Here is a 12,535-nt window from a genome sequence, read left to right as displayed (position 1 = left end):
GGGTAATGTTCCGGAACGGTAATTGGCCGCGTCCGTTCGGAACCCCGCTATTCGTCTCGCCATCTCAAAGGTCGTCCGTGGCCCGGACAACCAGTACGGCGAGTGCGAATTGAGGACGCTATGCGTGAGGTCAGCCGGAGGGGGATCCTCGGCCTTGGTATGGGGGCGGTCGCGTCACTGACCGCTGTCGGCTGTTCATCGTCGGGGTCGGATAAGGCGGCCCCGAAGAGGACGGCGCAGGCGAAGCCGATCGGTGATGGTTCAACTTCCCGTGGGGTGGGCCGGCCGAAGGATCCCAAGCCGGAGCGTCTTGAGCGGGGGCAGAAGCCGCCGCAGTTCGTGGTGTTCTCCTGGGACGGCGCGGGAGAGGTCGGCAACGGCCTCTTCCCGCGTTTCCTGAAGCTCGCCGAGGATCACGGCGCGACCATGACGTTCTTCCTCTCCGGCCTTTACTGCCTGCCGGAGTCGAAGAAGTCGCTCTACAAGCCGCCGAACAACCCGGTGGGCGCCTCCGACATCGGCTACCTCACCGACGACCACATCAAGGCGACCCTGAAGAACGTGCGTCGTGCCTGGTTGGAGGGGCATGAGATAGGCACCCACTTCAACGGCCACTTCTGCTCCGGGCGCGGCAGCGGCGCCAACTGGACGTCCGCCCAGTGGGAGTCGGAGATCGAGCAGGCGGTGTCGTTCGTGACGCAGTGGCGCACGAACACCGGATTCGCGGACGTCGAGCCGCTGCCCTTCGATTACCGCGAGGAGCTGATCGGCGGGCGCACCCCGTGCCTGCTCGGACAGCAGAATCTGCTGCCGACCGCCCGTAAGCTCGGCTGGCGCTATGACGCCAGTTCGCCCGGCGGGCGTCAGGTATGGCCGTCGAAGAAGCTGGGGCTGTGGGACTATCCGCTGCAGCAAATGCCCTTCCCCGGGCATTCCTTTGAAGTGCTGTCGATGGATTACAACATCCTGGCCAACCAGTCGCAGAATTCCACGAACGCGCCGCCCTCCAACTACCCGGGCTGGCGCAAGCAGGCCACCGACGCGTACATCGCCGGTTTCCAGCGTGCGTACGAGACCAATCGCGCCCCGTTCTTCATCGGCAACCACTTCGAGAAGTGGAACGGCGGGATCTATATGGACGCCGTCGAGGAAGCGCTCAAGCACATGGCCGACGAGAAGCGGAAGGACGTGCGGCTGGTGTCCTTCAAGCAGCTCACGGACTGGATGGACGCGCAGGACCCGGCGGTGCTCGCCGATCTTCAGGGGTTCGGCGTGGGCGAGGCGTGGAGCGCGAACGGCCGCTGACCGCCCTCCCCCGGGGGTCGAGGGGGGTGGCGAAGATCGGCAAATGGGCCATGCGAAACTTTTCACATGAGTGCCTGCCGCGCCCCTCGGCGCCTCGCGACCCTCCGTCGCGCAACCGTGCTGGCCACCGGGGCCGCGGTTGCCGCGCTGTCCCTTTCCGCCTGCGGTAGCGGCGGCGCCTCGGGCGGATCGGCCGATACCAAGTTCGTGCAGGGCAAGGGCGGCATCGACACCGTGGCCAAGGGGGACCGCCAGGAGGCTCCCGAGCTGTCCGGCAAGACCCTTGAGGGCAAGCCGCTCGATGTGGCCGACTACAAGGGCAAGATCGTCGTCCTGAACGTCTGGGGATCCTGGTGCGCGCCCTGCCGGGCCGAGGCCCCGAACCTCGCCAAGGTCGCCACGGACACCAAGGCCAAGGGCGTCCAGTTCATCGGGATCAACACCCGCGACAGCAACCGAGCCCCCGCGCTCAGGTTCGAGAAGGCGTTCAAGGTCGACTACCCCAGCCTGTACGACCCGATCGGCAAGCTGATGCTGCGCTTCCCCAAGGGAAGCCTCAACCCGCAGGCCATCCCGTCGACCATCGTCCTGGACCGGGAAGGCAAGATCGCGGCCCGCGCGCTCACTCCGCTCAGTGAGGAAAAGATGCGCGAGATGGTCGACCCGCTCATCGCGGAGAAGTGACCTCTTGTGACTACGCTCGCCGCCACCGGTGCGAATGAGACGGTGATGACCGGGGCGCTGCTGCTCGCGCTGCCGATCGCCGTTCTCGGTGGACTGGTCTCCTTCTTCTCTCCCTGTGTGCTGCCCCTGGTACCGGGCTACATGTCGTACGTCACCGGGATCACCGGTACGGATCTGGCGGAGGCCAGACGCGGCCGGATGGTCGCGGGCGCCTCGCTCTTCGTGCTCGGCTTCACCGCCGTCTTCGTCTCCGGCGGCGCGCTGTTCGGCCACTTCGGCTGGACGCTCCAGGAGCACAAGGAGACCCTCTCCAAGATCCTCGGGGCCGTCACGATCCTGATGGGCCTGGCCTTCATGGGGCTGCTGAAGGGCTTCGGACAGCGGGAGTTCCGCTTCCACATCACCCCCACCATGGGGCTGGCGGGGGCGCCGGTGCTGGGCGCCCTGTTCGGCGTCGGCTGGACGCCGTGCCTGGGGCCCACCCTCACCGCCGTCCAGGCGCTGGCGTTCAATGAGGGGAGCGCGGGTCGCGGCGCTCTGCTGACCGTCGCGTACTGCGTCGGGCTCGGGCTGCCGTTCGTCGCCGTCGCGGTGGCCTACCGGCGCGCGCTGGGCGCCTTCGCTTGGGTCAAACAGCACTACGTGTGGGTGATGCGGACCGGTGGCGGTCTGCTCATCGCCCTGGGGGTGCTGCTGCTCACAGGTGTCTGGGACAGCATCATGAGCGATACGCAGAGCTGGGCTCAGAGCTTCAACGTTGGGATCTGATCCATGTCCACCACCGATACCGACTCCGCGGCCGAGAAGGCGGCCGAGGCGGCCGAGGCGGCCGACAAAGCGGCTGACACGTCGGCCGACCGCGGCAAGGGCGCCGAGGACCGCGAGCTGGGCGCCGCGGGGTCGCAGCTGTCCACCGCCCCCGCCGAGGAGATCAACGTCCCCTCGCTGGGGCCGCTCGGCTGGGCCAGGTGGTTCTGGCGTCAGCTGACCTCGATGCGGGTCGCGCTGCTGCTGCTCTTCCTGCTCTCCCTGGGCGCGATCCCGGGCTCGCTGATCCCGCAGACCAGCATCGACCAGCTCAAGGTGCAGGACTTCAAGGACAAGCACCCGACGGTCACCCCGATCTACGAGAAGCTCCAGCTGTTCCACGTCTACAGCTCGGTGTGGTTCTCGGCGATCTACATCCTGCTGTTCATCTCGCTCATCGGCTGCATCGTGCCGCGCACCTGGCAGTTCGTGGGCCAGCTGCGCAGCCGCCCGCCGGGCGCCCCGCGCAAGCTCACCCGGCTTCCCGCCTACACCACCTGGCGCAGCGACGCCGAGCCGGAGAAGGTGCTGGAGGCGGCGCAGCGGATCATGAAGCGGAGGCGCTTCCGCAGCCAGCTCACGGGGAACGCGGTCGCCGCCGAGAAGGGCTACCTGCGCGAGGTCGGCAATCTCCTGTTCCACACCGCGCTGATCGTGCTGCTGGTCTCCTTCGCCGCGGGCCAGCTGTGGAAGACCGAGGGCAGCAGCCTGATCACCGAGGGCGGCGGCTTCTCCAACAGTCTGACCCAGTACGACGACATCAAGACGGGGCAGCTGTTCCAGAGCGAGGACCTGGCACCGTTCAGCTTCCAGCTGGACCGCTTCAACGCGACGTACGAGCGCAGCGGACCCCAGATGCGCACGCCGCGCACCTTCCGCGCCGATGTCACCTACTGGGACGGCGTCGACGGGAAGGCCCGCAAGTCCTCGATCAAGGTCAACGAGCCGCTGGAGATCCAGAATTACAAGGTCTTCCTGCTGAACCACGGCTACTCGCCGGTCGTCACGGTCCGGGACGGGCAGGGCGAGGTGGTGCACCAGGGGCCGGTGGTCGGGCTGCCGATCGACGGGGCCAACCTCACCGAGAGCATGGTGATCAAGCTCGGTGACTACCGCGACAAGAACGGCAAGCGCGACCAGGTCGCGTACCAGGGGCAGTTCCTGCCGACCTGGGTGCGCAGCAAGGGCATGTTCTCCCAGTTCCCGGCGCTGGACAATCCGGCACTGGTGCTGACGGCCTACCACGGCAGCCTCGGCATCGACGGCGGTACGCCGCAGAGCGTGTACCAGCTCGACAAGTCGCGGATGAAGCAGTACCTGGAGCCGGACGGGAAGACCAAGTTCGCCCGGGCGCTGGCACCGGGCGACACCATGAAGCTGCCGAACGGCGAGGGCACCCTCACCTTCGACGGCGTCAAGAGCTGGGCCAGCTTCCAGATCTCGCACAAGCCGGGTGACCAGACCGCCCTGCTGGGCGCCGTGGCGGCCCTGGTGGGCCTGGTCGGCTCGCTGTTCATCCAGCGCCGCCGGGTCTGGGTCCGCGCGGTGCGGGGGGCCGACGGCGCGACCGTCGTGGAGATGGCCGGACTCGGCCGCAGTGAATACGCCAAGCTCCCCGAAGAGCTGGCCGATCTGGCCGTCCGGCTCCAGACGGACGCGCCCCCCGCGGCAGAACCGGAATCCGGAGACACCGCAGAGCCTGCAGAACCCGCAGATCCCGCAGATCCCGCAGATCCCGCAGAAGGAGCGCGCGCGTGAACCTCGCGGCCGCAGCCAACGAAACTCTCGCCCACTACAGCAATGTGCTGATCTACACGGCGATGGCGGTCTACACCCTCGCCTTCCTCGCCCATATCGCCGAGTGGGTCTTCGGCAGCCGCAGCGCCGTGGGCCGCACCGCCGCCGCGATCACCCCCGAGACCGCGGCCGCCGACCGCGCCTCGGTGACGGTCCAGACCGCCGAGAAGGGCGGCGGCACCGCCGTCCTGGAGCGCCCGAAGGTCATCACCCGGTCCGCCCCGGGCAGCCGCGACGTCCCGGACGGGCCGGGCGCCGCGGGCGGCAGCGAGCAGGGCGACGTCTACGGCCGGATCGCGGTGGGCCTCACCGTACTGGCGTTCCTCACTCATGCCGGTGGTGTCCTCACCCGCGCGCTGTCCGTGGAGCGGGCGCCCTGGGGCAACATGTACGAGTTCTCCACGACCTTCGGCATGGTCGCGGTCGCCACATACCTCGTGCTGCTCGCGCTGCGGAAGAACGTCGGCTGGATCGGTCTGCCCCTGGTCACCACGATCCTCCTCGACCTCGGACTCGCTGTCTCTGTCTTGTACACCGACAGCGACCAGTTGGTTCCCGCCCTGCACTCCTACTGGCTGTGGATCCACGTCAGCTGCGCGATCATCTCCGGCGCCTCGCTGTACATGGGGGCCGTCTCCACGCTGCTCTACCTCTTCCGCGACCGCTACGAGGCGCAGCTCGAAGACCCCGAGCGCAAGCAGTACCGCCCGGGCGTCAAGTCCGTGCTGGCGCGGGTGCCGTCGGCGGCGTCGCTGGACAAGTTCGCGTACCGCATCAACGCCACGGTCTTCCCGCTGTGGACCTTCACGATCATCGCGGGCGCGATCTGGGCCGAGGCGGCCTGGGGCCGCTACTGGGGCTGGGACCCCAAGGAGGTCTGGTCCTTCATCACCTGGGTCGCCTACGCCTGCTACCTGCACGCCCGGGCCACCGCCGGGTGGAAGGGCCGCAAGGCCGCGTACCTCGCGCTGATCGCCTTCGCCTGCTACCTGTTCAACTACTACGGCGTGAACATCTTCGTCACCGGCAAGCACTCCTACGCCGGAGTCTGACCCGCCGGTTCACACCACCCCCGCCGCCCGCGCCGTCGGAAGTCAGGACGCCGCGGGCGGCGGTGTGTCGTCCGGGCCCTCGGCCTTGCGGCCCAGCTCGTCGCCGTCCTCAGGCCGCTCGCGCTGCTCCGGCCGCTCGCGCTGCTCAGGCCGCTCATCCGGCTCGGGCTGCTCATCGCGCCGACCCCGCTCGCCCAGCGACTTCAGGAACTCGGGGTTGTCGTCCGGGGCGACCCACTCGCGGCGCCGGACCTCGGTCGCCGCGGCCCGCTTGCGGCCCACCAGCAGCCAGGAGATCGATCCCACCACCGGGAACAGCAGGACGAGGATCGCCCACAGTGGCTTGGGGATGTAGCGGACGTCCCGCTCTTCGGTGGTGATGCAGTCGATGAACGCGTAGATGCTGAGTGCCAGCGGCACCAGAATCATCAGCACCCGGAGCATGAGGCGATCCCCCTGCGTGTGGTGTTCGGGGACCGGCCAGGCGGCCCCCAGTTACGGGACCAGGGTAGTGCGTACCGGATACTGGGACGCATGGCTTATGACGATCTTCGTTCCTTTCTGCGGGCGCTCGACAGGGAAGGCGACCTCAAGCGCGTCAAGGCCGAAGTCGATCCGTATCTGGAGATCGGCGAGATCGTCGACCGCGTCAACAAGGCGGGCGGTCCCGCGCTGCTCTTCGAGAACGTCAAGGGCGCGGCGATGCCGCTGGCCATGAACGTCTTCGGCACGGACCGCCGGCTCCTCAAGGCCCTGGGGCTGCGCTCGTACGACGAGATCAGCGAGAAGATCGGCGGACTGCTCAAACCCGAGCTGCCGCAGGGCTTCGTCGGGCTGCGCGAGGCGTTCGGCAAGCTCGGCTCCATGGCGCACGTACCGCCGAGGAAGGTGAAGGAGGCACCGGTCCAGGAGGTGGTGCTGACCGGTGACGACGTCGATCTCGACGCGCTCCCGGCGCTGTTCACCTGGCCCGAGGACGGCGGCTCGTTCTTCAACCTCGGCCTCACCCACACCAAGCACCCCGAGACCGGGGTGCGCAACCTCGGTCTCTACCGCCTCCAGCGCCATGACCGCCGCACCATCGGCATGCACTGGCAGATCCACAAGGACAGCCGCAACCACTACCAAGTCGCGGCCCGGCGCGGCGAGAAGCTGCCGGTCGCGATCGCCTTCGGCGCGCCGCCCGCCGTGACGTACGCGTCGACCGCGCCGCTCCCCGGTGACATCGACGAGTACCTGTTCGCGGGGTTCGTACAGGGCCGTCGGATCGAGATGGTCGACTGCAAGACCGTGCCGCTCCAGGTCCCGGCCGCCGCCGAGGTCGTCATCGAGGGCTGGCTGGAGCCCGGGGAGATGCTGCCGGAGGGCCCGTTCGGCGACCACACGGGCTTCTACACGCCCCAGGAGCCGTTCCCGGCGCTGACCATCGACTGTGTGACGATGCGCTCCCGCCCGCTGCTCCAGTCGATCGTGGTGGGCCGTCCGCCGACCGAGGACGGGCCGCTGGGGCGGGCGACCGAGCGGTTCTTCCTCCCGCTCCTCAAGATCATCATCCCGGACATCGTGGACTACCACCTCCCCGAGTCGGGCGGCTTCCACAACTGCGCGATCGTCTCGATCGACAAGAAGTACCCCAAGCACGCGCAGAAGGTCATGCACGCCATCTGGGGTGCCCACATGATGTCGCTGACCAAGCTGATCGTCGTGGTCGACGCCGACTGCGACGTACACGATCTGCACGAGGTGTCCTGGCGCGCTTTGGGGAACACCGACTACGCCCGCGATCTGAGCGTGGTCGAGGGCCCCGTCGACCATCTGGACCACGCCTCGTACCAGCAGTTCTGGGGCGGCAAGGCGGGCATCGACGCCACCGCCAAGTGGCCCGAGGAGGGCTACACCCGCGACGGCGGCTGGCCGCACATGGTCGAGTCCGATCCGGAGATCTCCGATCGGGTGACCCGACGCTGGAAGGAGTACGGGCTGTGAGGTCCGATGTCATGCTGGGATACAGCAGCGCGGAGGCGGGCTTTCTCCGCCACCGCGGAGGTGAACCGGAGTACGGGCTGTGAGTTCTGCCGCTGCCGCCGTCCCTCAGCCCGGCCGCACCAGGGCCTTTCTGCGCCTGGTGATGATCGAGCACTCCGTCTTCGCGCTGCCCTTCGCGTACACCGCCGCGCTGACCGCGATGCTGCTGCGGGACGAGCGCGTCCACTGGATCGAGCTGCTGCTGATCACCGTCGCCATGGTGGGCCTGCGTACCTTCGCGATGGCCGCCAACCGGATCATCGACCGCGAGATCGACGCGCGGAACCCCCGGACCGCCTCCCGCGAGCTGGTCACCGGCGCGGTCTCGGTGCGCACCGCCTGGACCGGGGCGCTGGTCGCGCTCGTCGTCTTCCTGGGCGCCGCCGCGCTGCTCAATCCGCTCTGCCTGGCGCTGGCGCCGGTCGCCGTCGTCCCGATGGTGGTCTATCCGTACGGCAAGCGGTTCACCGACTTCCCGCACGCCATCCTGGGCCTGGCCCAGGCCATGGGCCCGATCGGGGCCTGGATCGGGGTCACCGGGGAGTGGTCGTGGGACGCGGTGATCCTGGGCCTCGCGATCGGCATCTGGATCGGCGGGTTCGACCTGATCTACGCCTGCCAGGACGTGGCCGCCGACCGGGAGCACGGGGTGCGGTCCGTACCGGCGCGTTTCGGCATCGCGGGGGCGCTCCACGGGGCGCGCGCCTGCCATGTGCTCACCACGCTGCTGCTGGTCTGGTACGCGCTGGCCACCGGCGCCGGTGCCTTCTTCTGGCTGGGTCTGGTGATCGTGGCGGCGGCGTTCGCGTACGAGCACACGATCGTGCGCCCGGACGATCTCTCCCGCCTGAACCGCGCCTTCTTCACGGTGAACGGCTTCATCGGAATCGCCCTGTTCTGCTGCGCTCTGCTCGACCTGGTGGTGCGGGGCCTCGGCCCGTGAGACCCGCCGGATAGGCTCGGTGTGTGGAGCCGCCGCCCGGGCCGAACAGGCCGCACGAAGAAGTGAGCAGACGCCGGCCCTGGGTGGTCGGTGTGTCCGGCGCGTCCGGGACGCCGTACGCCGCCTCGGTTCTACGCGCGCTGCTGTACGCGGGGGAGGCCGTGGACCTGGTGATCAGCCGGGCCTCGCGGCTGACGCTGCTCGATGAGACGGGGATCGGATTCCGGGACGCGCACTGGCGGGAGGATCTGCGGCGCTGGCTGGCGCGCGGCGCGGACGGTACGCCCGACGCCTTCGACGTCCCCGTGGACTCGGCGGACGTCCGCCACTGGGCGGCCGGGGACCTGGCCGCCGGGCCGTCCTCGGGCAGCTACGAGGCCAAGGGGATGCTGATCGTCCCCGCGAGCACCGCGTGTGTGGCGGGGGTCGCGCTGGGGCTCTCGAAGGATCTGCTGCAGCGGGCCGCGAGCGTGACGCTCAAGGAGCGGCGCAGGCTCGTGGTGGCGGTGCGGGAGACCCCGCTGAACGGGCAGACGCTGCGGCATCTGGTGACGCTGGACGAGGCGGGCGCCGTGGTGCTGCCTGCCTCGCCGGCGTTCTACGCGGGCGCGACGCACATCCAGGATCTGGTGGACTTCGTCGCGGGGCGGGCGCTGGACGCGGCGGGGGTGCCGCACAAGCTGTACCGCCGGTGGGAGGGGGAGCTCGGTGGAGACCGGGGACCGGAGACCGGCTAGGGGAGTGGCTAGCGCGTCCAGCGCTTCCTGGCGCGGGCGGCGCGCGCCGCGACGACGGCCGCGCGGCGGGCCGTGCGGGACACGGGACGGTCGGGGTTGCGGACCACGGCACGCGAGCGGCTGGCCAGTTCCCGCAGCTCCAGCATGCGGGCTTCGAGACCTTCGATCGTGTACACGGTGAGTTCTCATCTCCTGAGGTAACAGGCCGAACGCCTAGATGATTTACAGGACTTGTGGTCCTGATGCCTTAGATTCTACATGTAAAGTCGCTCTAACCCTGAATAATGGAAGGCGCACGGCATATGGACGCGGTGGACAGGCAGCTCATCCAGGCCCTGCGGGAGAACGGCAGGGCCTCGTACGCGGAGCTGGGCAGGCTCGTCGGCCTCTCCGGGCCGAGCGTGACGGACCGGATCAACCGCCTGGAGGCGGCCGGTGTGATCACCGGCTATCGCGCGACCGTGGACGCGGCCTCCCTGGGCCTCGGAGTCACCGCCCTCATCGGCCTCCAGCTCTCCGACGCCGCCGACCACGAGGACGTGGCGCAGCGGCTGCGCGACCTCGCCGAGATCGAGGACTGCTGGTTCATCGCGGGCGACGACTCGTACATGCTCAAGGTGCGCGCCTCGAACGTGGACGGTCTGGAGCGCACCGTCCGCAGACTGTCCCTGACCAAGGGCGTGGCCCGGACGCGCAGCACGATCGTGCTCTCCACGAAGTGGGAGAACCGGGTCGGGGAACTTCCCGAGGACGTCGAGGCGTAGTCTCGGCGAAGGCCGACACCGGCACGACGACGTAGGGCCAGACGCATGGGAGGCGGCCGTCGCATGAGCGCAGCGACACACGATGTGGGTTTCAAGCGGGAGTTGGAGCAGAAGGTTCTCGCGGGCGAGCGGCTCACCCGTGAGGACGGTCTCGCCCTGTACGAGTCCGACGACCTGGCCTGGCTGGGCGGGCTCGCCCATGAGGTGCGCACCCGCAAGAACGGCGACGTCGTCCACTTCAACGTCAACCGTCACCTCAACATGACGAACGTGTGCACCGCGTCCTGCGCCTACTGCTCCTTCCAGCGCAAGCCGGGGGAGAAGGACGCCTACACGATGCGCATCGAGGAGGCCGTCCGGCTCGCCAAGGCGATGGAGAACGACAAGCTCACCGAGCTGCACATCGTCAACGGGCTGCACCCCACCCTGCCGTGGCGCTACTACCCGCGGTCGCTGAAGGCGCTCAAGGAGGCGCTGCCCGCCGAGGTGTCGCTGAAGGCCTTCACCGCCACCGAGATCCACCACTTCGAGAAGATCTCCGGCATGTCCGCGTCCGAGATCCTGGACGAGCTGATCGACGCCGGTCTGGAGTCGCTGACCGGTGGCGGCGCGGAGATCTTCGACTGGGAGGTCCGGCAGCACATCGTCGACCACGACACCCACTGGGAGGACTGGTCGCGCATCCACCGGCTGGCGCACGAGAAGGGCCTCAAGACCCCGTGCACCATGCTGTACGGGCACATCGAGGAGCCCCGGCACCGGGTGGACCACGTGCTGCGGCTGCGTGAGCTGCAGGACGAGACCGGCGGTTTCCAGGTCTTCATCCCGCTGCGCTACCAGCACGACTTCGTGGACATGCGGGACGGCAAGGTCCGCAACCGGCTGCAGGCGCGCACCTCCATGGCGACCGGCGCGGAGGCGCTGAAGACCTTCGCGGTCTCCCGGCTGCTGTTCGACAACGTCCCGCACGTCAAGGTCTTCTGGGTGATGCACGGGGTGCAGACCGCGCAGCTCGCCCTCAACCACGGCGCGGACGACATGGACGGCTCGGTCGTCGAGTACAAGATCACGCACGACGCGGACAACTACGGCACGCCGAACAAGCTGACCCGTGACGATCTGCTCGACCTGATCCGGGACGCGGGCTTCACGCCGATCGAGCGCAACACCCGGTACGAGACGATCCGCGAGTACGAGGGCCCGGACCCGGCCCGGCGCGAGTCGCCGCAGCCGATGCGGGTGTGACCGCCTCATGCCGCTGAGATTCGACCTCGACCCCGAGACCACCCCTGAGCTGCTGGACTCCATCCGTACGCTCTGGGCCGACGTCTCGAACGCGGGCGGCGCGGTCGGCTTCGTGCCGCCGGTGACCGCGGAGGACGTACGTCCCGAGCTGATCAAGCACCTCGCCGCGATGACGGAGGGGCGCACCCGGCTGCTCGTCGGCCGGGACGAGAGCGGCGCGGCGGCCGCGACCGCCTTCTTCACCTTCAACACCCACCGGCTGATGCGGCACTGGTGCTGGCTCTACACCGTGATGGTGCACCCCTCCCACCAGGGCAAGGGATACGGCCGCGAGCTGATGGCCGCCGCGGAGGACGCCGCGCGGGGGATGGACGGCATCCGGGGGATACGGCTCACCTGCCGGGGCGGCACCGGCGTGGACCGGTTCTACGCGGGGTGCGGCTACAAGGAGGTCGGCCGGGTGCCGGGGGCGATCAAGGTCGCGGACGACGACTACCGCGACGACGTCACCATGTGGCTACCGCTGCACTGATCTCCGTGGAACCGACCGCCGCTGAATTGATCAGAAACCGGGCGTGATTCACTGGGAGGGCAGGAACTTCCAGGAGAAAGAGGACCCCGCCGTGTCCCTCAAGCCGAGCGCCACGTTCCGCTACACCAGCATGCGCCTGGGGATCTTCGTCGGCTGCTTTCTGGTCATGTGGGCCCTGGTCTACTTCGGCGTGGTCCCCGCGGGCCTCGGCGCCTCCAACCTGTTCTGGGTCGTGCTGCTCGCGCTGATCGTCTCCGCTCCGCTCAGCTTCATCCTGCTGCGCAAGCAGCGCGAGGCGATGGCGGCGCAGGTCGCCGACCGCGTGGACCGGGCCAAGGAGCGGCTGGCGGCCAGCCAGAGCCAGGAGGACAGCGCGCAGAGCGGCGCGCAGAGCGGCGCGGCGCAGAGCGGTGCGCAGAAGCCCGCGCAGGACGGCGTGTAAGCCTCCTCACACCTCACACACGTTTCCGACGCCCCTTGGGCCAGCAGTCGCTGGCACAGGGGGCGTTGAGCTGTTTCCGGCCACCCGTACCGGCCCGGGGCGGGTCCGAAAGGTCAAAGATTTTCTTTGGGTTCCCCAAAGACGCGGTGTTAATGTACTTGTCATGAAGACAGCAGCCGCGCCCCGTATCGCAGCGAGCGTT

The 12,535-nt window shown here is 68.7% G+C and carries 14 protein-coding genes; 12 read left to right on the top strand and 2 right to left on the bottom strand.

The features are described 5' to 3' along the window. Positions 1 to 120 precede the first annotated feature (120 nt). From ACFV9T_RS16810 to ccsB, 5 genes are all read left to right on the top strand, one after another. Positions 121 to 1,305: a hypothetical protein gene (locus ACFV9T_RS16810; protein WP_385440786.1), complete on the top strand. Its 1,185-nt coding sequence runs from the start codon at positions 121 to 123 to the stop codon at positions 1,303 to 1,305. A gap of 66 nt (positions 1,306 to 1,371) precedes the next feature. Further along, positions 1,372 to 1,989, top strand: coding sequence for a TlpA family protein disulfide reductase (locus ACFV9T_RS16805; RefSeq protein ID WP_385440783.1), 618 nt, complete (start codon positions 1,372 to 1,374; stop codon positions 1,987 to 1,989). 6 nt (positions 1,990 to 1,995) lie between these two features. Further along, positions 1,996 to 2,757 (top strand): cytochrome c biogenesis CcdA family protein, encoded by a 762-nt coding sequence (locus ACFV9T_RS16800; RefSeq protein ID WP_385440780.1) that lies wholly within the window; start codon positions 1,996 to 1,998, stop codon positions 2,755 to 2,757. Between the two features lie 3 nt (positions 2,758 to 2,760). Then, positions 2,761 to 4,554, top strand: a complete 1,794-nt coding sequence (locus ACFV9T_RS16795; RefSeq protein ID WP_385440778.1) for a cytochrome c biogenesis protein ResB — start codon at positions 2,761 to 2,763, stop codon at positions 4,552 to 4,554. Beyond that, the gene (gene ccsB / locus ACFV9T_RS16790; RefSeq protein WP_385440775.1) at positions 4,551 to 5,645 is read left to right on the top strand and encodes a c-type cytochrome biogenesis protein CcsB; all 1,095 of its coding nucleotides are present in this window, start codon (positions 4,551 to 4,553) and stop codon (positions 5,643 to 5,645) included. The genes ACFV9T_RS16795 and ccsB overlap by 4 nt, the downstream gene beginning before the upstream one ends. Before the next feature lie 42 nt (positions 5,646 to 5,687). Here ccsB and ACFV9T_RS16785 read toward each other — a convergent pair whose 3' ends face one another. Beyond that, on the bottom strand, positions 5,688 to 6,089 hold the full coding sequence (locus ACFV9T_RS16785; protein WP_385440773.1) for a PLD nuclease N-terminal domain-containing protein: 402 nt from the start codon (positions 6,087 to 6,089) through the stop codon (positions 5,688 to 5,690). A 90-nt stretch (positions 6,090 to 6,179) separates the two neighbouring features. On the opposite strand from ACFV9T_RS16785, the gene ACFV9T_RS16780 reads away from it, so the two are divergent. The 3 genes from ACFV9T_RS16780 to ACFV9T_RS16770 all read left to right on the top strand — a co-directional run bounded on the left by ACFV9T_RS16780 (position 6,180) and on the right by ACFV9T_RS16770 (position 9,350). Next, positions 6,180 to 7,631, top strand: a complete 1,452-nt coding sequence (locus ACFV9T_RS16780) for a menaquinone biosynthesis decarboxylase (protein WP_385440771.1) — start codon at positions 6,180 to 6,182, stop codon at positions 7,629 to 7,631. A 79-nt stretch (positions 7,632 to 7,710) separates the two neighbouring features. Continuing rightward, positions 7,711 to 8,613, top strand: a complete 903-nt coding sequence (mqnP, locus tag ACFV9T_RS16775; protein ID WP_385440768.1) for a menaquinone biosynthesis prenyltransferase MqnP — start codon at positions 7,711 to 7,713, stop codon at positions 8,611 to 8,613. A gap of 62 nt (positions 8,614 to 8,675) precedes the next feature. Then, on the top strand, positions 8,676 to 9,350 hold the full coding sequence (locus ACFV9T_RS16770) for a UbiX family flavin prenyltransferase (RefSeq protein ID WP_385440766.1): 675 nt from the start codon (positions 8,676 to 8,678) through the stop codon (positions 9,348 to 9,350). 8 nt (positions 9,351 to 9,358) lie between these two features. Here the strand turns inward: ACFV9T_RS16770 and ACFV9T_RS16765 are convergent, their stop codons facing one another. Next, a complete protein-coding gene (locus ACFV9T_RS16765; protein ID WP_385440764.1) occupies positions 9,359 to 9,526 on the bottom strand; it encodes a hypothetical protein in 168 nt (55 codons plus the stop codon). Positions 9,527 to 9,652: 126 nt separating this feature from the next. On the opposite strand from ACFV9T_RS16765, the gene ACFV9T_RS16760 reads away from it, so the two are divergent. The 4 genes from ACFV9T_RS16760 (at position 9,653) to ACFV9T_RS16745 (ending at position 12,333) form a co-directional block, all read left to right on the top strand. Continuing rightward, positions 9,653 to 10,114 (top strand): Lrp/AsnC family transcriptional regulator, encoded by a 462-nt coding sequence (locus ACFV9T_RS16760; protein ID WP_385440762.1) that lies wholly within the window; start codon positions 9,653 to 9,655, stop codon positions 10,112 to 10,114. A 63-nt stretch (positions 10,115 to 10,177) separates the two neighbouring features. Beyond that, entirely contained in the window at positions 10,178 to 11,359 is a 1,182-nt protein-coding gene (gene mqnE, locus ACFV9T_RS16755; RefSeq protein WP_385440759.1) for an aminofutalosine synthase MqnE, read from the top strand. A gap of 7 nt (positions 11,360 to 11,366) precedes the next feature. Further along, a complete protein-coding gene (locus ACFV9T_RS16750) occupies positions 11,367 to 11,891 on the top strand; it encodes a GNAT family N-acetyltransferase (RefSeq protein WP_385440756.1) in 525 nt (174 codons plus the stop codon). Positions 11,892 to 11,934: 43 nt separating this feature from the next. Further along, positions 11,935 to 12,333: a DUF4229 domain-containing protein gene (locus ACFV9T_RS16745; RefSeq protein ID WP_385440754.1), complete on the top strand. Its 399-nt coding sequence runs from the start codon at positions 11,935 to 11,937 to the stop codon at positions 12,331 to 12,333. Positions 12,334 to 12,535 lie beyond the last annotated feature (202 nt).

The organism is Streptomyces sp. NPDC059850 (assembly GCF_042731515.1).
GTDB lineage: Bacteria > Actinomycetota > Actinomycetes > Streptomycetales > Streptomycetaceae > Streptomyces.
This window is presented reverse-complemented; position numbering and strand designations above follow the sequence as displayed.